General features: G+C 72.3%; 18 protein-coding genes and 1 pseudogene. 5 read left to right on the top strand and 14 right to left on the bottom strand.

The window, feature by feature from the left end:
- The first annotated feature begins 41 nt into the window (after positions 1–41).
- Complete coding sequence (gene rpsT, locus Pen02_RS38365) at positions 42–308, top strand: 30S ribosomal protein S20 (RefSeq protein WP_107263302.1); 267 nt, start codon at positions 42–44, stop codon at positions 306–308.
- Between the two features lie 728 nt (positions 309–1,036).
- On the opposite strand, the pseudogene Pen02_RS38370 reads toward rpsT, so the two are convergent.
- The 10 genes and pseudogenes from Pen02_RS38370 to pepN form a co-directional block, all read right to left on the bottom strand.
- Positions 1,037–1,346, bottom strand: a pseudogene (locus Pen02_RS38370) (hypothetical protein); the annotation flags it as partial.
- A 14-nt stretch (positions 1,347–1,360) separates the two neighbouring features.
- Positions 1,361–2,335, bottom strand: coding sequence for a DNA polymerase III subunit delta (gene holA / locus Pen02_RS38375; protein ID WP_203871107.1), 975 nt, complete (start codon positions 2,333–2,335; stop codon positions 1,361–1,363).
- A gap of 195 nt (positions 2,336–2,530) precedes the next feature.
- Positions 2,531–4,996 (bottom strand): ComEC/Rec2 family competence protein, encoded by a 2,466-nt coding sequence (locus Pen02_RS38380; RefSeq protein WP_239141953.1) that lies wholly within the window; start codon positions 4,994–4,996, stop codon positions 2,531–2,533.
- A 272-nt stretch (positions 4,997–5,268) separates the two neighbouring features.
- Complete coding sequence (locus Pen02_RS38385; RefSeq protein WP_203871108.1) at positions 5,269–6,156, bottom strand: ComEA family DNA-binding protein; 888 nt, start codon at positions 6,154–6,156, stop codon at positions 5,269–5,271.
- Positions 6,157–6,353: 197 nt separating this feature from the next.
- The gene (locus Pen02_RS38390; protein WP_239141954.1) at positions 6,354–7,613 is read right to left on the bottom strand and encodes an alginate lyase family protein; all 1,260 of its coding nucleotides are present in this window, start codon (positions 7,611–7,613) and stop codon (positions 6,354–6,356) included.
- 155 nt (positions 7,614–7,768) lie between these two features.
- Positions 7,769–8,614, bottom strand: a complete 846-nt coding sequence (locus tag Pen02_RS38395) for a DegV family protein (RefSeq protein WP_203871109.1) — start codon at positions 8,612–8,614, stop codon at positions 7,769–7,771.
- A 286-nt stretch (positions 8,615–8,900) separates the two neighbouring features.
- The gene (locus Pen02_RS38400; protein ID WP_203871110.1) at positions 8,901–9,530 is read right to left on the bottom strand and encodes a histidine phosphatase family protein; all 630 of its coding nucleotides are present in this window, start codon (positions 9,528–9,530) and stop codon (positions 8,901–8,903) included.
- A complete protein-coding gene (rsfS, locus tag Pen02_RS38405) occupies positions 9,527–9,925 on the bottom strand; it encodes a ribosome silencing factor (protein WP_203871111.1) in 399 nt (132 codons plus the stop codon). The genes Pen02_RS38400 and rsfS overlap by 4 nt, the downstream gene beginning before the upstream one ends.
- Before the next feature lie 99 nt (positions 9,926–10,024).
- Complete coding sequence (gene nadD, locus Pen02_RS38410) at positions 10,025–10,621, bottom strand: nicotinate-nucleotide adenylyltransferase (RefSeq protein WP_203871112.1); 597 nt, start codon at positions 10,619–10,621, stop codon at positions 10,025–10,027.
- A gap of 298 nt (positions 10,622–10,919) precedes the next feature.
- Positions 10,920–13,478 carry an aminopeptidase N gene (gene pepN / locus Pen02_RS38415; protein WP_203871113.1) on the bottom strand — a complete coding sequence of 853 codons (2,559 nt, stop codon included), beginning with the start codon at positions 13,476–13,478 and terminating at the stop codon, positions 10,920–10,922.
- Between the two features lie 70 nt (positions 13,479–13,548).
- On the opposite strand from pepN, the gene Pen02_RS38420 reads away from it, so the two are divergent.
- The 4 genes from Pen02_RS38420 to trpS all read left to right on the top strand — a co-directional run bounded on the left by Pen02_RS38420 (position 13,549) and on the right by trpS (position 20,063).
- A complete protein-coding gene (locus tag Pen02_RS38420; protein ID WP_101371446.1) occupies positions 13,549–13,767 on the top strand; it encodes a DUF397 domain-containing protein in 219 nt (72 codons plus the stop codon).
- A 346-nt stretch (positions 13,768–14,113) separates the two neighbouring features.
- A complete protein-coding gene (locus tag Pen02_RS38425; RefSeq protein ID WP_203871114.1) occupies positions 14,114–15,649 on the top strand; it encodes an RtcB family protein in 1,536 nt (511 codons plus the stop codon).
- A 326-nt stretch (positions 15,650–15,975) separates the two neighbouring features.
- Positions 15,976–18,699: a PQQ-dependent sugar dehydrogenase gene (locus Pen02_RS38430; protein WP_203871115.1), complete on the top strand. Its 2,724-nt coding sequence runs from the start codon at positions 15,976–15,978 to the stop codon at positions 18,697–18,699.
- A gap of 317 nt (positions 18,700–19,016) precedes the next feature.
- Complete coding sequence (gene trpS, locus Pen02_RS38435) at positions 19,017–20,063, top strand: tryptophan--tRNA ligase (protein ID WP_203871116.1); 1,047 nt, start codon at positions 19,017–19,019, stop codon at positions 20,061–20,063.
- A gap of 138 nt (positions 20,064–20,201) precedes the next feature.
- Here trpS and Pen02_RS38440 read toward each other — a convergent pair whose 3' ends face one another.
- The 4 genes from Pen02_RS38440 to rplU all read right to left on the bottom strand — a co-directional run bounded on the left by Pen02_RS38440 (position 20,202) and on the right by rplU (position 23,031).
- Positions 20,202–20,651, bottom strand: coding sequence for a GNAT family N-acetyltransferase (locus Pen02_RS38440; protein WP_203871117.1), 450 nt, complete (start codon positions 20,649–20,651; stop codon positions 20,202–20,204).
- A gap of 71 nt (positions 20,652–20,722) precedes the next feature.
- On the bottom strand, positions 20,723–22,243 hold the full coding sequence (gene obgE, locus Pen02_RS38445; RefSeq protein ID WP_203871118.1) for a GTPase ObgE: 1,521 nt from the start codon (positions 22,241–22,243) through the stop codon (positions 20,723–20,725).
- Positions 22,244–22,429: 186 nt separating this feature from the next.
- Positions 22,430–22,687, bottom strand: coding sequence for a 50S ribosomal protein L27 (rpmA, locus tag Pen02_RS38450; protein WP_203871119.1), 258 nt, complete (start codon positions 22,685–22,687; stop codon positions 22,430–22,432).
- A 29-nt stretch (positions 22,688–22,716) separates the two neighbouring features.
- The gene (gene rplU, locus Pen02_RS38455; protein ID WP_203862595.1) at positions 22,717–23,031 is read right to left on the bottom strand and encodes a 50S ribosomal protein L21; all 315 of its coding nucleotides are present in this window, start codon (positions 23,029–23,031) and stop codon (positions 22,717–22,719) included.
- Positions 23,032–23,139 lie beyond the last annotated feature (108 nt).

Consider the following 23,139-nt stretch of genomic DNA (forward strand, 5'->3'; position numbering starts at 1 on the left):
CAAGGCAAACGTAACCCTAGCTACCAGGACGAGGCTGTCGCGTGGCGAACATCAAGTCCCAGATCAAGCGCAACCGGCAGAACGAGAAGCGCCGGCTGCGTAACAAGTCGGTCAAGTCGTCGCTGAAGACCGCCATTCGCAAGTTCCACGAGGCGACCGAAAGCGGAGACAGCGCCAAGGCGACCGAGCTCATGCGGGACGCCTCGCGGAAGCTTGACAAGGCGGTCAGCAAGGGCGTGATCCACCAGAACCAGGCGGCGAACCGCAAGTCGGCCATCGCCAAGCGGCTGGAGTCGCTCTCCGCCTGACGGCGGAGCACCACACACCTCACGTGTGGCCCCCGAGCCGGCCGGCTCGGGGGCCACACGTGTTTGCCTACCTGTGGCGGCGCTGGTAGCTGCTCACGTGCAGCGGCCCCGGGCCGAATGTCCCGGGCCGCATCCTGGCTCGGCCGGGCCACTGGCTGGTACTGGTCGTCTGTGGCGGCTTGTCTGTGGCGGCGCCGGGTTACCTGTAGCGGCGCCGGTTCACTTGTAACGGCCTGTTTGCGGCGGCGCCGGATTACTTGTAGCGGCTCGTTCGGTAGCGGCGTCGGGTTACTTGTAGCGGCGCCGGGCCGACTGTCGGCTGGTGTCGATCGGGTCCTGCCGGGACAGCCAGCGCCGGACCGGTCGCTGGTCCAGTCGTTCGGCCAGGCCACTGTTCCGGGCTCGACCGACCGGGGCGGCGGACGACGAAGATGCCGTTCGGGCCTGCGGCAGTCCCGTCGGCGGTCGGGCGGTCTCCTGCCCCGGTCCGCCGCCGTCCGCCCGTTCCGGACCGGCCGGGTCGACACGCGGTCGACGCCGCCCGCCGAGTTCCAGTCGCGCCCGGACCACGGCCGTCATGCTGAACGGGCGGGCGACCGGCAGGAACCGGATCGGCAGCCGCTGCCCCGCCGGCCGGGAGGGCGCGTTGCCGGATTCGGAGGTGTCGGGTCCGGGTGCGGACAGCCGCTCGGTCGGCCCGGGCTGCCCCGGCTGCGCCAGTGATCGCTTGGGGACGCTGGCCCGCCCGATCGCCGGCTGGATCTCCCGACGGAACCGTTCCCGTTCCTGGGCGGGCACCCGGGCCGCCGACCGCAGCACTGCGGCGGCCACCACGTCGTTGATCTTCACCATGACCGCGACGGCCGCCGGCAGCACGAACACGCCCCACCAGTGCACCAGTTCGGCCAGCGCGAGCAGCAGCCCGAGGGCCACGGTGCCCTCGAAGAAGACGAAGCACAGCATCCCACCCGGATCGACGTGCCGAAGCCGGAGCACCCGGGCGTACAGCGGTCGCAGCCGCTCCTCGTCCGCCGGCATCGCCGTCGCCACGGTCATCGTGATGCGCTCGCCCTGCGGGCCGCCGCGACGGCGACCACGGCACGTTCCAGGGCGTAGCCCCGATCGTCGGACCCGCCCTTGACGGCGGCGTTGCACTCGGCGGCGGCGTACATGGCGTCGGCCAGCCCCTCCGGGGTCCAACCCCGGCCGACCCGCTGCGCCTTCTCGATCTTCCAGGGCGGCATGCCGAGGCTGCTCGCCAACTGGTACGCACTGCCCCGGCCCGCCGAGCTGACCCGGGCGATCGTCCGGACCCCGTCGGCGATCGCGTCGGCGATCGGGACCGGATCCACCCCGACGTGCAGCGCCCAGCGCAGCGCCTCCAGCGCGCCGGGGACGTCGCCGGCCATCGCCGCGTCGGCGACCGTGAAGCCGCTGACCTCGGCCCGCCCCCGGTAGTACCGGGCAACCGTGTCGACGCCGATCCGCCCGTCGGTGTCGGCCAGCAACTGGGAGCAGGCGGAGGCGAGTTCCCGCAGGTCGTTGCCGACCGCCGCGATCAACGCCTCGGCCGCGTCGTCGGTGCACCGGCCGCCGCCGCGCCGGATCTCGTCCCGGACGAAGGCGACCCGATCCCGGTGGCCCTTCAGCTTCGCCGCCGGGACGACCTCCGCGCCGGCCGCCCGCAGCCCGTCGGCGAAGGCCTTGCCCTTGGCCGCGCCGAGGTGCGCGACCACGAGCTGCACCTCCGGGTCGGGATTCTTGGCGTACGCCAACAGCGCGGCCGCCAGGTCCTTCTTGGCATCCTGTCCAGCCCGGACGATCAGCACCCGCCGACCGCCGAACAGGGACGGTCCGAGCAGTTCGGCGATCTCCCCCGCCCCCAGTGTGCCCGCCTCGTGGTCGTGTACGTCGACGTCCGGGTCGGCGGCTCTGGCCGCGTCGACCACTGCGGCGACCGCCCGGGTGGCGAGCAGTTCTTCGTCACCGAGCACGAGTACGACGGGGGCGAGGCTAGCGGGGGTCACGAGGTCATCGTCGCACGTGGCGTGCGTCCATCGGGCCTGGTCACCCGGCTCGCTGCGACTGACCCCGCACTTAGCGCAAATCCAGACATTTATCTTAACCCTGGCATTCTTCGCCAGCGGGTCCGGTGCGCGATCGAAGCTTACCGCCGCATACGCCTGCCGAAGCGCTACGACGCGGCTCGCTGCCGGACAGACTCACCGGCTGGCCGGATCGCCCGGATCGAGACCCCGGACCGGCACCGCCAGCTCGCCATCCCTCTCCCCGCCACCCTTCTCCCCGGCACGGTTCTTCCCGATCACTGCCAGGTCTCCGTCCCGGTCGGTCCGCAGTACCCGGGCACCGGCCCGGGACAGCCGGTCCAGCACGCCGGGATGCGGGTGGCCGTACCCGTTGTCGACACCGACCGGCACCAGCACCACCGCCGGGCGTACGGCGTCGAGGAACGCCGGCTCCTGGTACGCCGAGCCGTGGTGAGCGAGTTTCAGCACGTCCGCCCGAAGCGTGTCGACCGGCACGCGGTCCAGCAACGCCTGCTGCTCCTCGGTCTCGGCGTCGCCGGTGAGCAGGATGCTGACGGCGTGCAGCTCGGCGCGGAGGACCAGCGAGTTGTTGTTCGGATCCGACCGGGTGCCCCGGATCGGGTGCGGCGGTCCGAGCAGGGTGAGCCTCAGCGGACCGGCGGTGTAGGTCCAGCCGACACCGGCCGTGCCGACCGGGGTGCCGTGCGCCGCGCTGGCGCGGGCGACGGTGGCACGGCCCTCGGCCGGCTCCAGCCACTGCGGAACCACCACCGCGTCCACCCGCCGGCCCCGGAAGACACCGTCCACCCCGTCCACATGATCGGCGTGATAGTGGCTCACCAGCAGCAGCGACACCGCCCGTACGCCGAGCCGGCGCAGGCAACGGTCCACCGCGCCGGGGTCCGGGCCGGCGTCCACCACCACCGCCCGGCCGGCTCCGGCGGGCAGCACCAGGGTGTCCCCCTGACCGACCGCGCAGGCGGCGACCACCCAGCCGGTCGGAGGCCAGCCGGTCGCGACCAGCCGCACCGGGAGCGCGCCGACCACCCCGGCAGCCGTGACCACCGCGACGAGCCGACGCACCAGCGGCCGGCGGATGGCGACCAGCAGGACGACGGTCAACGCACCGAGCAGCAGCCCACCGGCCACCCCGTCCAGCCACGGCAGCGTCCCGGCGGGCAGGCGCGCGCCGTACCGCGCGACCAGGACCAGCCACCATGCGGGCCATCCGCCGAGCCAGGCGACGCCTTCCGCACCGGCCGGCCAGACCGGTGACAGCACCGCTGCCGTCACGCCGAGCACCGTGGCGGGCGCGACCGCCGGCACCGCGAGGAGGTTGGCGGGTACGGCCACCAAACTGATCGTGCCGGAGAGCCCGGCCACCACCGGCGCGCAGGCGAGTTGTGCCGCCGCCGGGATGGCCAGCGCCTCCGCCGCACCGGCCGGTACGCCCCGGCGGCGCAGCCCGTCCCGCCAGCGTGGAGCCAGCAGCAGGAGACCACCGGTGGCAAGTACGGAGAGTGCGAACCCCGGGTCGCCGGCCAGTTCCGGGTCGACCACGACCAGTAGCGTGACCGCACCGGCCAGCGCCGGCAGGGCGGCCCGGGGTCGCCCGACGGCCAGCGCCAGCAGACCGATGGCGCCCATCGTGCCGGCCCGGACGACACTCGGCGACGGCCGGGCCAGGATGACGAAACCGACCAACGCGACTCCACAGAGGACGGCGGCGGCCCATGGCCCGGCCCTGGCCCAGCGGGCCAGCAACAGCACCAGGCCCACGACTATCGCCACGTTGGAGCCGGATACCGCGGTCAGATGGGTCATGCCGGTGGTCAGGAAGTCCTGCTCGACCGCCGGCTCCAGCCGGCTGGTGTCCCCCACCACCAGCCCTGGCAGCAGGCCGCCGGGCTCGGCCGGCAGTGGAGCACAGGCCCGCTGCAACCCCGCCCGCAACGAACCGGCCGCCCGCTGTACCCAGGACGGGGCGCCGCGCAGTTGGGGTGGGGTGTTGACCGTCAGGACGGCGGCGGTCAGGTCTCCACCGCGCGGCGCCGCCAGCCGGCCGGTCGTGACGACCCGCTGACCGGGCAACAGCCCTCGCCAGTCCGGGGCGGTGGCCAGCACCAGGATCCGGGCCGGCACGCTGACCCTGCTCTCCTCCTCCTCGGCCAGCCACACCAACCGGGTCGGCAGCAGATACATCGTCGGCCGGCCGGCGGCACCGCCGATCGACCGTGGATCGTCCCGGACCACCAACTCGACGGTGACCCGGGCCCGCGCCTCGGCCAACTGGCTGACCGGCGCGGCGTCCCGTACGCCCGATCGGGCGGCCGTAGCCACGCTGCCGCAGACCACACCGAGCAGTACGGTGACCACCACCCAGCCGTGCCGGTCCAGTACGGCGGATGCCCCACGAGCCATCCGGCGGGCGAAGAGTGGTGCGGCGGACGCCCCGCGAGCGATCCGGCAGGCGGGACCTGATGCGGCAGGTGCCGCGCGAACCATCCGGTAGCCGAGGATCGGCACGGCGCCGCCGGCCAGCACCGCCATCAGCACCGTCGGACCCGTACCGAGCAGCAGCCCGGCCAGTGCCGAGAGCCAGGCGCCCACCGCCAGCCCGGCCAGCCGCAGATCGGGCAACCGCCGTTCGGACGGCTCCCGATCGGACGGCTCTCGATCGGATGGCTCTCGATCGGATGGCTCTCGATCGGATGGACGCTGGTCAGGCGGGTTTCGATCGGGTGGACGCTGGTCGGACAGCTCTCGATCGGGTGGACGCTGGTCGGACGGGTCCCGCTGGGGTGGACGCTGGTGGAGGGGGTGCTGGTCGGATGGGTGCGGGTCGGATGGGTGGTGATCAGGCGGCTGGAGGTCGGAGGGGTGTCGCTCCGAGGAACGCCGCGTCCATGCCGTCACACCGTCACCAGGTCCTTCAGGTCCTCGTAACGGGCGTCGCCGATGCCGGTGACCTGGCGCAGGTCGGCCACGGATCGGAAGCCGCCGTGCTCGTCCCGGTGCGCGACGATGCGCTGGGCGAGCACCGGACCCACTCCGGGAAGGGCGTCGAGTTGCGCCACGGTGGCGGTGTTGAGGTTGACCTTCCCGCCGCCCGCCGGTGCGCCACCGGCCGCCGCAGACGCTCCGGCCGGCCCGGCTCCCGGTGGTGCCGTCACCCCGACCAGGATCAGTTCGCCGTCGGTCACCTTGCGGGCGAGGTTGAGCAGGGCCACGTCGACGCCGGGCAGCGCGCCACCGGCGGATTCGAGGGCGTCGGCCACCCGCGCACCGGCGGGCAGGCGTACCAGACCGGGGCGGCGTACCTTGCCGGCCACCGCGACCACCACCTCGGCCGTGCCGACCGCAGGGCCTGATCCCGACGGGGTGGGCGCGAGCACGGGTGTCGAGACGGGCGGGGACGCGACCGGCTCGGTTCGGGGGCGGGACAGCCAGGCCCAGCCCGCCGCGCCGAGCACCACCACCGCGGCCACCACGGCGATCGCCTTCACACCACGCCGGCCGGGGTCGAAGGCACCCGGCCCGGCGAGCCGACCTGACTCCGTCGACACGTCGGTGGCCGGATCGGGCGCGTCGGCGGACAGATCCGGGGCGACCCCGGCCGGATCTGACGCGCCCCTACCCGGATCCGGCACGACCCTGGCCGGATCCGGCGCGGCCGTGCCGAAGACCGGGACGGTGCCAGCGCTGACGAGGTCGGCCGGCTGCTGCCCGGCCAGCGCGGCAGGTCCGCCGAGCAGCCGGGAGAGCCGTTGCCGTACCAGTGTTTCGTCGTCGTCGGACACCTGGCGAAGGTAGGCATCGGCCGACCCTCCGCGACTGTCGAGCACGGCCGGCTGTGCACAACCAACACCACCGTGGACAACGCCCTGATCATGCAAAAGTGTGCTAGCGGGCCGCGTACCAGGATGTTCTTCCGGTGGTCAGGCCCATGCCCCCGGGTCGCCGGCCGGCGGGCGTGCCGGCCGGCGACCCGGACGGGTCAGTTGGGGTTGCCGGCGTGGGTCAGGGTCTCCCAGGCGACGAAGAGGTAGTTCGTGCCGGCCGGACGCTGCCGCTCGGTGAGCTGCTGGGTTCGGGTCATCGCGATGCCCCGCCGGTTGTTCAGGGCGTTGAAGGCGACCTCGGTGACCGGGCCGAGCCCGAGGGTCAGGCTGCCGCCACAGAGCGTCGAGGGCACCGCGTCACCCAGCTCGTACTTCGCGTGGAAGCCGAGCGCGTGCCGCAACCGGTCCTGGATCTCCGGGTAGATGTCCTGGCCCTGGTGCCGGAGCGTCTCGGCGACGTGCGAGATGGCCGAGATGCCGTAGCCGGTGTGGGTGAAGTCGCGGCAGCTCTCCTGGGAGAGGCCGTCGGAGAAGGTCTGCTGGCCGTGCCAGTACGACACCACCTCCGCCCGGGTGTCGATGCTGCTGCCGACCGGACCGCGCGGGTACGCCCCGTCGCTGGTCAGGTAGAGGAAGGCCGGCAGCCGGTCGCGGAACTTCGCCACCGCCCGGTCGTAGACGGCGCGGTCCTCCAGGAAAACCGCGATCCCGAGGGCGGCCTCCATCATGCTCAGTTCCCAGTTGCCGTTGCTTGTCGCGTTGCCGTTGATGATCTCGGGCAGGTAGACGTTGCGCAGCATGGTGCCGAACCGGCTGACCCCGGTCGACGACCAGCCGCCGTAGGTGTACCTGATGATCTCGGCCGCCCGTGGCCAGCTCGACCCGGCCCAGGCGGTCTGCAACGGGGCGTTGCTGTTGGTGTGGTCCCGGATCGTCGCCGACCAGGCGTCCATGATCTGGATGGCCTTCTCGGCGTACCGGCTGTCCTGGGTGACGTACCAGGCCAGCGCCAGGGTGTACGCGGCCAGCGCGTCCTGCCGCTCGTCCGTGCAGCCGTTGTTGGGGTTGGAGTAGGAACCGCACTCGACGACCGCCCGGGGCTTCGGGGTACGGGTCAGCGAGGCGAACGCGCTGCCCATCATCTGGTCGTAGGCGCCCTTCCAGGGCTGCGCCCCGGCGTTCACCCGACCCCGGACGAAGTCGAGTTGCGGCCGGCTGACCAGCACGCCGGGGTGGGTGAAGGTGGCCGGCGCCGCGATCCGCACGGCGGCGGCGGGGGTACCGGCCGGGGCGGTCGAGGCGGTGGCCGCCGTGGCGGCCCCGGGACCGGCGTACGGGGCGACCACGGCCGTCAACAGCAGCAGCCCGGCGGCGGCCAGCCGGGGCGTCCTGGCGCGGAGACGAGAACTGGACACGGTGCTCCTCCTGCTCGTGGGCCGTCGGCCTGATGCCGGACCTCAACTATTAGGAAGGTTTACTGTCCAATGGGACCACGCAGATCGACCCCGGTCAACGCCTACCGGGAAAGAAGCCACCTTCTTCCAACAAGACCGACAACCGGGAGCGTCACCTACAAGCGGTGCACCACCACACACACCAGGCCCGGCCCGGCATGCGTGGCAATCACCGCACCGGCCTCGCTGAGGTAGCTGGCCCGCAACCGGGAACCCAGCCGGGCAGCCAGCTTCTCGGCCAGTTCGGCCGCCCGCCCGGGTACGGCGAGATGGTGCACCGCCACCTCGACCTCGCCGGTACCGGCCGCCTCGACGGCCAGGTCGACCAGCCGGGCCAAGCCCCGTCCGGCGGTACGCACCCGGTCCCGGAGCGTGATGCCGCCGTCCGCCACGTGCAGGATCGGCTTGACCGACAGGGCGGTGCCGAACAGCGCCTCGGCGGCGTTGATCCGGCCACCGCGCCGGAGGAACTCCAGCGTGTCGACGTAGAAGAACGTGCTGGTCCGGGCGATGGCGTCGAGGGCCGCCGCGCGTACCTCGGTCAGGCCCGCGCCCCGGGCGGCGGTCCCGGCGGCGGCGAGCGCCGGAAAGCCCAGACCCATCCCCGTCGACCGGGCGTCGACGACGCTGACCCGTGGCCCCAGCTCGGCGGCGGCCAGCCGGGCCGCCTCCACCGTGCCGGACAACTCGGCCGACAGGTGCACCGAGACGACGCCGTCGGCCCCGTCGGCGAGCAGCCGGCGGTACGTCTCGACGAACAGCTCCGGAGACGGCCGGGACGTGCTCATCGCGAACCGTCGGGCCACCAGGGCCCGGGCCGCGTCGGCCGGCCCGACGTCGACGCCCTCCCGCCCCTCGACCCCGTCGAGCACGACGATCAGCGGTACGACGGTGAGCCGGTGCCGGTCGGCCAGCTCGGCCGGCAGGTAGGCGGTGGAGTCGGTGACGACCGCGACAGGCATTCCGGCACGTTAGCCGATCACCGACGGTACGGCTGGGCGCCCACTCCCCGGCGGCCGACCCGAACTCCTCGGCCAGCCCGACGACCAGGCCAACTCAGCCACCCCGAACAGCTCGCCCGATCCGGACAACTCAGCCGATCCGAACGACCCGGCCAGCCCGAACAACTCGGCCGATCCGGACCACCCGGCCGGCCCCGACAACTCGGCCGACCAGAACGACCCGGCCAGCCCGGACAGCTCGGCCGACCCGGACAGCTCGGCCGGCCGGCGGGGGCACCTGTGCGGTTCAGACGGGCGTCGGCGGCGGGACGGGGGTGACCAGGCCGACGTTGTGCCCGCGCAACTGCCAGCCGCGTACCTCGTCGTGCCGCAGGTCTGTCCAGTGGCAGTTGTTCAGCGGCCCGACCGAGCGCAGTACGGTGGCGTCCCAACCGATCAGGTATCCGCAGCCCTGCCGGGCGCCGCCGCCGTGCGTGGCCACCACGACCGTGCCGCCCGGTGCCGCGTCGGCGGCCTCCTGCAACGCCGTGCCGACCCGCTTGCCGAGGTCGTCGAGGCTCTCCACCTCGCTGCCCGGATCCGGGTCGCCGGCGCGCCAACGGGTGTACTCCGCCGGAAACCGCTGTGCCACCTCGGTCATCAGCAGCCCCTGCCACTGACCGTAGTACCGCTCACGCAGCCGGGCGTCGGTGCGGACCGGCAGTCCGGTCACCGCCGCCAGCGCGGCGGCGGTGTCGGCGGCCCGGCGCAGGTCGCTGGCGACGATGGCGTCCGGACGCAGCGCGGCGAGCAGCGGCGCGGCCTCGGCGGCCTGCTCCCGGCCGAGATCGTTGAGGGGTACGTCGAGCTGGCCCTGCACCCGGTTGGCGGCGTTCCAGTCGGTGTTGCCGTGCCGCCACACGATCAACCGGGTCATTCGGCGGCGCCCGCCTCGGCCTCCACCAGGTCCCGGTCGACGAACGGGATCGTCGGGCAGTCCTTCCACAGCCGGTCCAGCGCGTAGAACTCGCGCTCCTCGGTGTGCTGGACGTGCACCACCAGGTCGACGTAGTCGAGCAGCACCCAGCGGCCCGCCCGCTCGCCCTCGCGGCGGACCGGCTTGGCCTTCTCCGGCAGACCGACCAGTGCCTCCTCGATCGCGTCCACGATCGCGGTCACCTGCCGCTCGTTCGGCGCGGAGGCGAGCAGGAACGCATCGGTGATCACGAGCTGGTCCGCCACGTCGATGATGACGATGTCCTGCGCCTTCTTGTCGGCGGCGGCCTGCGCGGCGGCCGTTGCCAGCTCACGGGCGCGGTCGGAAGCTGTCACCGTTCTCCTTCGATCAACCGTCGGACCCTCCTAGCCTCTCACACGGCGGCAGGGTACGGCTCGGCGGTTAACGAACGACGAGCACGAAACCGGGAGGAATCACTCCTGGTAGAGCCGCCGTTTGGCGATGTACTGCACCACACCGTCGGGGACGAGATACCAGAGTGGCCCACCGGCGGCCACCCGGGCGCGGCAGTCGGTCGAGGAGATGGCCATCGCGGGCACCTCCACCAGGCTGACCGTGTCGGCCGGCAGGTGCGCGTCGGTGAGGACGAAACCGGGCCGGGTGACGCCGATGAAATGGGTCAACTCGAACATCTGGTCGAGATCCTTCCAGGAGAGGATCTTCTCCAGCGCGTCGGCTCCGGTGATGAAGAAGAGCTGCACCTTCGGGCCGTACTCGGAGTGCAGGTCGCGCAGGGTGTCGACGGTGTAGGTGGGGCCGCCCCGGTCGATGTCGGCACGGCTGACCTGGAAGCGGGGGTTCGAGGCGGTCGCGATCACCGTCATCAGGTAGCGGTCCTCGGCCGAGCTGACCGGCTCGTCCGCCTTCTGCCAGGGCTGGCCGGTGGGCACGAAGACCACCTCGTCCAGCTCGAACCGGTCGGCCACCTCGCTCGCGGCCACCAGGTGCCCGTGGTGGATCGGGTCGAAGGTGCCCCCCATGATCCCGATCCGCCGGATGTCTTCCTCCACGGCTTGATCGTAGGCCGACCGCGCCGCCTGTTCCGTCGGGCATGAGCCAGATCGCACTTCCGGGCCGACCGACCCCGGCGCGGACGACGATCGGCTCACGGCAGACGGCCGGGCCGCGCCCCGAACGCCCCGCCCGGCGGCGACGCCCAGCGGTCCGAAGCGCGGGCCAGTAACACCAGCTCACCCCGACAGGGCAGACAACCAGCCGGCGGCGACACCGACTCACCCGGGCAGGGCAGACAACCAGCGGCGACACCGGTTCACCTCGGCAGGGCGGACGACTAGCGGCAACACCGGCTCACCTCGGCAGGGTGGCCGCCCGGCGGCGGGCGTCGAGCGCCTGTCGCAGGTCGTCGTCCGCGTCGACGACCACCCGGCGCAGGCCGGCCGGCAGGTCGTCCCGGGCCAGCAGCGCCGCGGCCAGTTCCCGGGTCCGCGCGGCCACGGCGTACCGGGGGTAGGCCAGCGCGGCGACCCGGTCGGCCACCCAGGGGGTACGTCTCTGCGCCGCCGCCGGCATCTCGGCGAAGTAGCGATCCACATAGGACTCGGTCAGCTCGGACTGCTCGGGCTGCCAGAATCCGGCCGCGGTCGCCTCCAGCAGCCGGTTGGACAGGCCGGTGTCCCCGACCAGCAGTCGCCAGGCGTGCTCCTTGGCCGCCGCCTCCGGCAGTGCGGCCCGGCAGATCGCGGCCCACTCCGCCGCGCTGGCGCTCCGGTCGACGGCCTGCTCGGCGGCGATCTCCGGCTCGCCCACCACCCCGAGTACGGCCAGCCGGCGCAGCACCGTCCAACGCAGCTCGGCGTCGACCGCCAACCCTTCGGGCACGTCCTTGCCGGCCAGCCAGCCGGTCAACCGGTCGGTGTCGACGGTCGCCTCGACCAGCCCGCGTACCGCCGCGAGCTGGTTCGAGCCGCCGGGCGGCGCCACGGCGAGCAGCCGTTCGCAGGCGCCGGCGAGCTGGGCCAACGCCTCCGGCCGGACCTCCGGGTCCAGGTAGCGGTCGAGCAGTGACCTGGTCCGGGTCAGCACGTCCTGCACCACGACCACCTCGGTCTCGGCCGGCAGGGCGGCCACCACCAGCGCCACCAGCTCGGCGACCGGGCGCTCGGCGTCGGTCACCGCGTCCAGCGTCTCCGCCCAGAGCAGCGCGCGGGTCAGCGGGTCGGCCAGCTCGGGCAGCGCGGCCGGCACGGCGGCGGCCGAACCGGGGTCCAGGCGTACCTTGGCGAAGGTCAGGTCACCGTCGTTGAGCAGCAGCAGCCGGGCCACCGGCCGGCCGGTCAGCCCGTCGAGCACGGTTCGGCCGCCGTCCGCCGCCGGGTCCAGGTCGATTTCGAGCCGGTCCCGAAGCCGGAGTGTGCTTCCCCCGCCGGCCGGATCAGGGCCGGCCGGATCAGGGTCGTAGAGTCCGACGCCGATCCGGTGCGGGCGCAGCACCGGATAGTCCGACGGTGCGCTCTGCACCACGGCGACCTCGGCGTAGTGCCCGCCGTCGCGCAGCCGTACCTCGGTCCGGAGGGTGTTGACCTGCGGCTGCCGGAGCCACGCCTCGGCCCAGCCGGTCAGGTCCCGGCCACTGCTGGTGGCGAGCGCCGCCAGCAGGTCGGCGAGGGTCGCGTTGCCGAACCGGTGTGCCGCGAAATATCCGCGCAGCCCGGCCAGGAACGCGTCGTCGCCGAGCCAGGCGACGAGCTGGCGGAGCACCGAGGCGCCCTTGGCGTACGAGATGCCGTCGAGGTTGGAGAGCGCCTCGGCGGCGTCGACCACCTCGGTCGGCGCGACCGGATGGGTGGACGGCCGCTGGTCGGTCGCGTACGCCCAGGTCTTGCGGCGCAGCGCGAACGTGGTCCAGGCCCGGTCGAACCTGGTCGCCTCGGCGGTGAGCCGGGTGCCGAAGTACTCGGCGAACGACTCGTTCAGCCACAGGTCGTCCCACCAGCGCAGGGTGACCAGATCGCCGAACCACATGTGCGACATCTCGTGCGCGATCACGTTGGCCCGGCGCTCCCGCTCGCCATCGGTCACCGCCGACCGGTGCAGGTAGTCGTCCCGGAACACGACCAGGCCCGGGTTCTCCATCGCACCCATGTTGAACTCCGGCACGAACGCCTGGTCGTACTTGTCGAACGGGTAGCGCACCCCGAAGAGTTGGTGCAGCCGGTCCAGGCACTGCCGGGTGACCGCGAGGATCTCCTCGGCGTCCCGGTCGAGGACTCCGGCGAGCGATCGCCGGGCGTAGAGGCCGAGCGGGATGCCGTCGTGCTCGTCGCGGAGTACGACGTACGGCCCGGCGATCAGGGTCACGAAGTAGCTGGCCAGCGGCGGGGTCGGGGCGAACAGCCAGCGCCCGGCGACCGGCTCGGCGGCGAGCCGCCCGTTGGCGGCCACCGTCCAGTCCTCGGGCGCGACGACCGCCAGGGTCACCGGCGCCTTCAGGTCCGGCTGGTCGAAACAGGCGAAGATCCGCTGGGCGTTGTCCATCCCGGACATGGCGTAGAGGTAGGTCTCGTCGTCGGCCGGGTCGACGAACCGGTGCAGCCCCTCCCCGCTGTTCGAGTACGCCATCTCGGCCTCGACGACCAGCGTGTTCTCGGCGGCCAGCCCGGTCAGCGGGAACTGGTTGTCCACCAGCGCGGCCGGGTCCAACGCCACGCCGTTGAGCCGTACGCCGCGCAGTCGGGCCGGCCGCACCTCGACGAAGGTGGCCGCCCCCGGCGTACCGCAGCGGAACCGGACGGTGCTGGTCGACCCGAACCGGTCCGCTCCCCGGGTGAGATCAAGTTCGATGTCGTACGACTCGACGGTGAGCAGGGCGGCGCGTTCCGCCGCTGCTACCCGGGTGAGGCTCGGCATCCGCTTATCCTGCACGATGGGCCCGCGGACGGTTCGGTCCCGGGCGGATTCACCGATGGAGGAACCGACGATGGCGCAGCACCCCAAGGGCGATTTCGACCTGTCGCGCGCCGTGTGGCAGCGGGCCGAGGGCGACGACTCCGAGGGCGCGGTCGAGATCGCGTTCGTCGACGACCTGATCGGCATGCGCAACTCCGCCGAACCGGACGGGCCGGTGCTGGTCTTCACCCAGGCCGAGTGGGACGCCTTCGTGGCCGGCGCCCAGGACGGCGAGTTCGACCTCGACTGAGCCACGGCGGCGGTCGGGGTCGCCGGTCCGCGTTGCGGGTCGGGGTTACCGATCCGGGATTGCCGATCCGGGTTGCCGGTTCGGGTTGCCGATCCGGGGTTGCCGATCCGGCCGGCTGACCGCCGTTCCGTCACCAATCGCAACGGATATCCCGTTCTGGCCGGCCCGGAACGGGATATCCGTTGCGGCCGTCTCCGGATCGGCCGTACGGTGATCTTCACCTCGCGGCTGCTGAACCGTCGAGCGCACAACCGAAACGCGGGATCACCCCGCTCCGCCCCGCACGCGTTATAACGCGTGCCGGTGGCTCGTGCCCCGAACCCAGCAGCCCCGAAAGGTTCCAACCGTGCCGAAACCAACGGCCCACCGACACGATCCACGCCTGGTCCGGACCGACGAGTCCTGGCTGCGCCTGCCCAACCCGTACGACGTCCCGGTCGAGATCTGCGCCGGGCCGGACGTACCCGTCGAACCGGTGGCGGTCGACGAACTGCTCACCGTGCTGGAAACCGCCGACACCCTGAACACGCTGGCCCGGGCCGTACCCGGGCTCGATCCCGCGCCCCGGGTCGAGCGGGTCGTCTGCACCCCGGACTTCCACAAGGGTGCCGGCATCCCGATCGGCACCGTACTGCGCACCACCGGCGCGCTGATCCCGCAGGCGGTCGGCAACGACGTCAACTGCGGCATCCGGGTGGAGGCGACCTCGCTCACCGTCGACCGGCTCCGTCCCAAACTCGACAGGCTCGAACGGCGGCTGCGGCACCTGTTCTTCGCCGGTGGCCGCCGGATCGGACTGACCGCCAGGCAGCGTGCCGGTCTGCTCCGGGAAGGGTTGCCGGGCCTGCTCGCCGACGGCGTACCCGCCGAGCCGGTCGGGGCGTGGCGGCAGGTCGGGCCGGACGACCTCGACGACCTCGACGGCCGACTGCACGCCGCCGGCTTTCCGGTCGACTCCGCCGAGGGCTTCCGAGACTGGATCGAAAGCGGCGGCGGTACCAGCTACGACAGCATCATCGGCAGTGTCGGCGGCGGCAACCACTTCGCCGAGGTGCAGTACGTCTCGGCGGTGCACGACGGCGCCGCCGCGTACGCCTGGGGGTTGGCGCCGGGCCAGGTGGTGCTGATGGTGCACAGCGGTTCGCTCTCGCTCGGCCACCAGGCCAACGCCACCGGTCGGGACCAGGCCCGCGCGGTCTGGCCGCGTGCCGTGCCGCTGCCCCGGAACCGGATTCTGCCGATTCCGCTGGGCGAACACACCGCCACGGCCCGACGGCGTTACCTGACGGCCTTCGGCAACGCGGCGAACTTCGCCCTCGGCAACCGGTTCTTCCTGTCCCTGATGCTCCGGGCCGGCCTGGCCGACGTCACCGGCGAACTGCGGTCCCGGCTGGTCTACGACGCACCGCACAACCTGCTGTGGCCGGAACCGGACGGCACGGTGCTGCACCGCAAGGGCGCCACCCCGGCGGCCGGGGCGGGCGGCGGCGGCCAGCGCCCGATCGACCTGTACGGCGAGCCGGTGATCGTGCCGGGCTCGATGGGCGCACCCAGCTATCTGCTCCGGGGACTGGGCAGTGCCCGGGCGCTGACCAGTGCCTGCCACGGTGCCGGTCGGAGCGTGCCCCGGGGCGCCACGGCCCGGGGCGGCGACGCCGAACTGGACGCCTTCCTGCGGGAGTTCCGGGTGGTCACCCCGGTCGACCACCGCGATCCGGTGGTCGGGGCACGCCGGGACGTCATCGAGGCGTGGCGCCGGGACCTGAAGCAGGAGGCGCCGTGGGCGTACAAGGAGATCGGTCCGGTGGTGCGGAGCCTGCGCCGGGCCGGGGTGGCCGAGCCGGTCGTCGAACTCCGGCCGGTCCTGACCGTGAAGGGCTGACCCGGCGCGCACCGCGCCGAGCGTGACGCGCCAACGCCGCAGGGCGGGCGTGCGGCCGGCCGGTCGGGTAGAACCGATTCGCCCGACCGGCCGGTCACTCTCCGATGATCCGGCGAGTCGGTGCGTCATGATCCGGGCGACATCCTCCGCAAACATGAGATGACGTACGGTTAGCCCGTAGTCACGGGATGCTCACTCCGGGCGCGACCGGGCTGCTGCCCTCCGCCCCTCCCCCTAGCGTGACAGGTCCTTTGTGCACCCGGTCCCGGACCGGTGCGAAGGTCGCGCCGTGCACTGCTTGGAGCTGCGCCAAGTTGGGGGAACGAATGCCGTCTTCCGCACGACCGTCACCGGTCAACCGTCTACTGCGGACAGGAGTCGCCGCCGCCCTGGTGGCCGCGCTCGCCGCGCCCGTCACCGGGCCGGCACCCGCCGCCGCGGTGGTGCTGCCGACCGGTTTCCAGGAACAGATCGTCTTCACCGGCCTCAACCAGCCGACGAACATCGAGTTCGCGCCGGACGGCCGGGTCTTCGTCGCCGAGAAGGGCGGCCGGATCAAGGTGTACGACGACCTCGCCGACACCAGCGCCACCGTCTTCGCCGACCTCTCCGCGAACGTGCACAACCAGCACGACCGGGGACTGCTCGGGCTCGCCCTGCACCCGGACTTCCCCACCCAGCCGTACGTCTACGTGCTCTACACGTACGACGCGCCGCCGGGGCAGACGGCGCCGTACTGGAACGACAACTGCGCGTCGGTCGGCGGTACCAACGGTGGGCGGTGCATCGTCACCGGTCGGCTCTCCCGGCTGACCGCCGCCGGCAACACGACGACCGGCGCCGAAGAGGTGCTCGTCCAGGACTGGTGCCAGCAGTACGCCAGCCACGCCACCGGCGACCTGCGGTTCGGTGCCGACGGCATGCTCTACGCCACCGCCGGCGACGGGGCCAGCTACGACCTCGTCGACTACGGCCAGCTCGGCAACCCGCCGAACCCGTGCGCCGACCCGCCCGGCGGCACCATGAGCCCGCCGGCTGCCGAGGGCGGCGCGCTGCGTTCCCAGGACTCCCGGACCACCGCCGACCCGACCAGCCTGGACGGTACGGTGATCCGGCTCGACCCGCTGACCGGCGCCGCCGCCCCCGGCAACCCGTCGGCGGCCAGTGCCGACCCGAACACCCGGCGGATCGTCGCGCAGGGCCTGCGCAACCCGTTCCGGTTCACCATCCGGCCCGGCACCAGCGAAGTCTGGACGGGTGACGTGGGCTGGAACCGCTGGGAGGAGGTCAACCGGGTGGTCGACCCGACCGCCGGGGTGGCCAACTTCGGCTGGCCGTGCTTCGAGGGCACCGGCCGGCAGAGCGGGTACGACAGCGCCAACCTCGACATGTGCGAGAGCCTGTACAGCGGCGCCGGGCAGACCGCACCGTTCTACACGTACGACCACGCGGCCCGGGTGGTGGCCGGGGAGGCGTGCCCGACCGGCAGTTCCTCGGTCTCCGGCGCCGCCTTCTATCCGGCCGCCGGTGGCAGCTACCCGGCCGAGTACGCGGGTGCGCTCTTCTTCTCCGACTACTCCCGGGACTGCATCTGGGCGATGCTGCCCGCCGCGCCCGGTGGGCTGCCGGAGGCGACCAGTCGGCGTACCTTCGGCAGCGCGGCGGCGAACCCGGTCGACCTGGCCATGGGACCCGGTGGCGACCTCTACTACGTCGACCACGCCGGTTCGGTACGCCGAATCCGCTACTTCCCCGGCAACCAGCCGCCGGTCGCGTCGATCGCCGCCTCGCCGACCTCCGGCACCGCACCGCTGACGGTGAACTTCGACGGCACCGGTTCCTTCGACGCGGACCCGGCCGACGCGGGCCGGCTGCGCTACGAGTGGGACTTCACCAACGACGGCACCGTCGACGCCACCACGGCGACGGCGTCGTACACCTATCCGGCCGGCGGCCCCTTCACCGCCCGGCTGACCGTCTACGACACGCTGAACGCCGCCGGCACCCAGACGGTGCCGATCCAGACCGGCAACAGCATGCCGACGGCGGTGATCGACACCCCGACCGGCGACTTCACCTGGGCGGTGAACGACCCGATCAGCTTCACCGGACACGCCACCGACCCCGACCAGGGCACCCTGCCGGCCAGCTCGCTGCACTGGCGGATGCTGCTGCACCACTGCTACACGCTGGACAACTGCCACACCCACACGCTCCAGGACTTCGCCGGAGCCAGCGGCAGCATGTTCGGGCCGGACCACGAGTATCCGTCCTATCTGGAGTTGGTGCTGACCGCCACGGACAGCGGCGGGCTGTCGCACAGCACCAGCGTGCGGCTCGACCCGAAGACCGTGGACCTGACGTTCACCTCCAGCCCGCCCGGCCTGCAACTGGTCTTCGGGTCGACGGCCCAGGCGGCGCCGTTCACGCGTACCGTCATCCAGGGGTCGAGCAACACCGTCAGTGCGGTCACCCCGCAGACCCTCGGCAACGTGCCGTACGTCTTCGGCTCCTGGTCCGACGGTGGCGCCCAGACCCACGTACTCACCGCCCCGACCAGCCCGACCAGCTACACCGCGACGTACAACCCGCAGTCCGGAAGCGTCCGGCTGCCGCAGTCGGCGTGGACCGTCGCCGGGGTCGACAGCCAGGAGACGCTGCTGGTGAACGGCCGGGGCAACAACGTCCGGGACGGCAACACGTCGTCGATCTGGCACACCCAGCGGCTGCTCTCCAACCCGGCGCACCCGCACTGGATCGACCTCGACCTGGGCAGTGCCCGGACCGTCAACCGGCTGTACTACCTGCCCCGACAGGGCTCCAACACCGGCGGGCGGATCACCGGCTACGAGGTGTACGTCTCCGACAGCCGGAGCAGCTGGGGCACTGCGGTGGCCACCGGCACCTTCCCGAACAGTGCGGCGGAACAGACGGTGACGATCCCGCCGACGAGCGGCCGGTACCTCCGGCTCCGCGCCCTCGGCGAGGTCGGCGGCAACCGCTGGACCTCGGTGGCGGAACTCAACGTCGGCGTGGTGCCGACCGGCTGAGCCCCGTCAGTGTGGTGCTGACCCGCTGAGCCCGGCACCGCCGGGAGGAGGAACCGGGCGGGAGTCCCCCGCGCCTGTGCGCGGTGGGTTCCCGCCCGGTCGGCCGCTTCGGCACCGCGCCCGGTCACCCCCGGAATCCCGTCGCCGGTCCTGCTACCGTGGAGGTGTGCGGATGACCTCGAACGGTTGGTGGCTGCCCTGACGGGCGGCCAGCGCATCCACGCACCCGACAGACAGCCAACGGCCGCCCCTCCGGGCGGCCGTTTCGCATGTGCTCACCCCGGAGGCGTCGGCCCATCCGGTAAGGAGTACCCGTCATGGCCCCGATCACCCCGGTAACCACCACCACCGCCGGCACCACCGCGCCCACCCCCGGCCGCGCCTCGGTACGCCGGATCACCGGCCTCAAGCCAACCGGCCACCTGCACCTGGGCAACCTGGTCGGCGCGATCCGGCCCACCGTCGCCGGCCAGTACCGGACGGAGACGATCGTCTTCCTGGCCGACCTGCACGCGCTCACCGTGACCCACCAGCCGGCGCAGATCCGCACGCTCACCCTGGAACAGGCCACCGTACTGCTCGCCGCCGGGCTCGACCCGGACCGGGCGCTGCTCTACGTGCAGTCCCAGGTACCGCAGCACACCGAACTGCACTACCTGTTGGAGTGCGCCACCGGCTACGGCGAGGCACAGCGGATGATCCAGTTCCGGGAGAAGTCGGCGCGGCACCGGCAGGTCCGGCTGAGCCTGCTCAGTTATCCGGTCCTGATGGCGGCCGACATCCTGCTGCACGACGTGCACGAGGTGCCGGTCGGCGACGACCAGAGCCAGCACCTGGAACTCACCCGGACCGTGGCGAACCGGTTCAACGCCCGGTACGGCGACACCTTCACCGTGCCCCGGGCGGTGCACCCGACGGTGTCGTCCCGGGTGATGGACCTGGCCGACCCGACCGCCAAGATGGGCAAGACCAGCAGCAGCGAGGCGGGGACGATCCTGCTGCTCGATCCGCCCGAGGTGATCCGCCGCAAGGTGCTGCGCGCGGTCACCGACCCGGACCGCACCGTCGGGTACGACCCGCAGCGCCGTCCCGGCGTGGCGAACCTGTTGGAGATCCTGGCCGCCTGCCTGGGCGGCTCACCGACCGACCTGGCCGCCGACTACGGGTCGTACGCCCAGCTCAAGAAGGCGGTCGCCGAGGCGGTCGAGTCGATGCTCCGGCCGATCCGGCTCCGCTACACCGAACTGTCCCGCGACCCGGGTTACGTCCGGCGGGTACTCGCCGACGGTGCCGACCGGGCCCGGGACAACGCCGCCGACACGGTCCACCGAGCAAAACGCGCCCTCGGCCTACTGAGCCATTGAAGAGCCGCACCCCGACCTGCCGCGCCGCGCCGCGTCGCGCCGGGGAAGGTCGCGCTCTTTCGGGGAAGGAGTGGCCTCAGCCGTCGGGGAAACCACTCCTGCCCCGATAGAGCGGTCGCAGAGGTAACCGGACGAAGCTCAGGCCAGCACCGGGAGGCGCTTCTCGAAGCAGACGCTGTACGGGTTGTCGACGTACTCGCCGTATACCGGGATCTCGGCGTAGCCCGACGACAGGTAGAGCTGGATCGCGCCGGGGAGGTAGCTGCCGGTCTCCAACCGCAGCACGGTGTGCCCGGACCGCAGGGCAAGCTCCTCCAACGCGCCGAGCAACTGCCGGGCGAAGCCCTGACCCCGGTGGGCCGGGCGCACGTACATCCGCTTGACCTCGGCGGCGTCCCGGTCCAGTGGCTGGATCGCGCCGCAGCCGACCGCCCGGCCACCGACGACGCCGACCAGATAGCGGGCGTCGTCGTGCGGCATGAAAACCTGCCCGTCCAGACCGCCGTCGGCCTCCCGAAGCTCACGCTGCTGCGCCACCACCAGGGCGGCCAGCTCGGGATCCGACGACGCACGCGACTCGATCAGCACACCATCGACGTTAACCAGCGGGCATTTCAACAAGGTTTCTGCCAAGTGGCCCCGATACGGAGCGTAGAGAACTAATCCGCGCCCTCGATCGACCCGCCGTCGAGCCGGCTCACCGTACCGTCGTGCCGCCGCACCGTGCCGTCCGAGGTCACCGCACCGTTCGCCGCCTCGCCGGCCACCTCGTCCGCCGGTCGTTGCCGGCGGGCCTTGCGGGCGGCGAGCCGCTCGGCTGCGGTCGGCCGGGTGATCTTCTCCGCCAGCCGGCTGTCGGTACCCCGGGCGCTCGGTACGTAGTCGGCACCGGCGTACAGCGTCGGTTGCCAGTCGAACTCCCGCTCGCCGATCCGGACCAGGCTGCCCGGCTCGGCACCGGCCTTGGCGAGCTGCTCCTCGACGCCCAGCCGGGCCAGCCGGTCGGCCAGGTAGCCGACCGCCTCCTCGTTGTCGAAGTTGGTCTGCTTGACCCAGCGCTCCGGCCGCTGCCCGTGCACCACGTACGCGCCGTCCGGCGTCGCCTCGATGGTGAAGCCGGCGTCGTCGACCGCGACCGGCCGGATGACGATCCGGGTCGGTTCCAGCTCGGGCGCCGCCGCCCGGGACTGCTCGACCAGCGCCGCCAACGCGAAGGTCAACTCGCGCAGCCCTTCCCGGGTCACCGCCGACACCTCGAAGCTCCGCAGGCCACGTGCCTCGATGTCGGGCCGGACAATCTCGGCGAGGTCCCGCCCGTCCGGTACGTCGATCTTGTTGAGTACGACCAGCCGGGGCCGGTCGGCCAGACCGCCGTACTCGGACAGCTCGGCCTCGATCGCGTCGATGTCGGCCAGCGGGTCGCGGCCGGGTTCGAGGGTGGCCGAGTCCACCACGTGCACGAGTACCGCGCACCGCTCGATGTGCCGCAGGAACTCCAGCCCGAGGCCCTTGCCGCTGGCCGCCCCGGGGATCAGCCCCGGCACGTCGGCGACGGTAAAGGTGTGCTCGTCGACCCGGACCACGCCGAGGTTTGGCACCAGCGTGGTGAACGGGTAGTCCGCGATCTTCGGCTTGGCCGCCGAGAGCACCGAGATCAGCGAGGACTTGCCGGCCGACGGGAAGCCCACCAGGCCGACGTCGGCGACGCTCTTCAGTTCGAGTACGACGTCGAGCCGGTCCCCCGGCTCGCCCAGCTCGGCGAAGCCGGGTGCCTTGCGCCGGGCGTTGGCCAGCGAGGCGTTGCCCCGGCCACCCCGGCCACCCCGGGCCACCTCGAAGGTGGTGCCGGCGCCGACCAGGTCGGCCAGTACCGAACCGTCGGTGGCGTGCACCACCGTCCCGTCCGGGACCTTGAGTACCAGGTCGTGCCCGTTGGCACCGTCCCGGTTGGAGCCGGCGCCGCCCTTGCCGTTCTCGGCCTTGACGTGTGGCCGGAAGTGGAAGTCGAGCAGGGTGTGCACCTGGGGGTCGACCACCAGCGAGACGCTGCCGCCGTGTCCGCCGTTGCCGCCGTCCGGTCCGCCGAACGGCTTGAACTTCTCCCGATGGATCGAGACGCAACCGTGCCCGCCGTCACCGGCCTGCAGGTGCAGTACGACCCGGTCAACGAACGTGGTCACGCTGCCAATCCTTTCATCGGCGCCGGGAACCGGTGCCGGATACGGGGCAGGTCGGCCCACCCGGCCCGGTGGCCGGGCCGGATCGGCCCGGAACCCGACGGAACCCGGAACGACGGGCTCGACCCGAAACACGGCGGAGCGGGCCCGGACACCAGGTCCGCGGCCCGCTCCGCCGGAAAGCTGACGTTACCGCTCGGACGGCACGATGCTGACGACCTTGCGGCCGCGCCTGGTGCCGAACTGGACCGCACCCGCAGCCAGCGCGAACAGCGTGTCGTCGCTGCCGCGACCGACCAGGTCACCGGGGTGGAACTTCGTGCCCCGCTGCCGGATCAGGATCTCGCCGGCGTTGACCACCTGCCCACCGAACCGCTTGACGCCGAGCCGCTGCGCCGCGGAGTCGCGACCGTTCCGCGAGCTGGACGCACCCTTTTTGTGAGCCATCTGAGGACGACCTGTCTTTCCGCTGGGGCTTACTTACCGTTGGAGATGCCGGTCACCTTGACCTGGGTCAGCGGCTGGCGGTGACCCTGGCGCTTGTGGTAGCCGGTCTTGTTCTTGAACTTGTGGATCCGGATCTTCGGGCCCTTGGTGTGCGCCGCGATCTCGCCGGACACCGCCACCTTGGCCAGCTGCGCGGCGTCGGTCACCAGGTTGTCTCCGTCGACGAGGAGGACGGCGGCGAGCTTGACCGCGTCGCCGGGCTGGCCAACCAGCTTCTCAACCTCGATCACGTCGCCCTCGGCGACCTTGTACTGCTTGCCGCCGGTCTTGACGATCGCGTACATCGGACGCGGACTCCCTGTCGTTGAGGCTGCGGGTGGTTGTTCGCTACGGCCAACTCGACCGCACCGGAGTGCGGGGGCGGGCACGCGAGAACATGGCGCATAATCAGC

Origin of the sequence: Plantactinospora endophytica (assembly GCF_016862915.1) — a bacterium.
In the GTDB taxonomy this organism is placed as follows: Bacteria; Actinomycetota; Actinomycetes; order Mycobacteriales; family Micromonosporaceae; genus Plantactinospora; species Plantactinospora endophytica.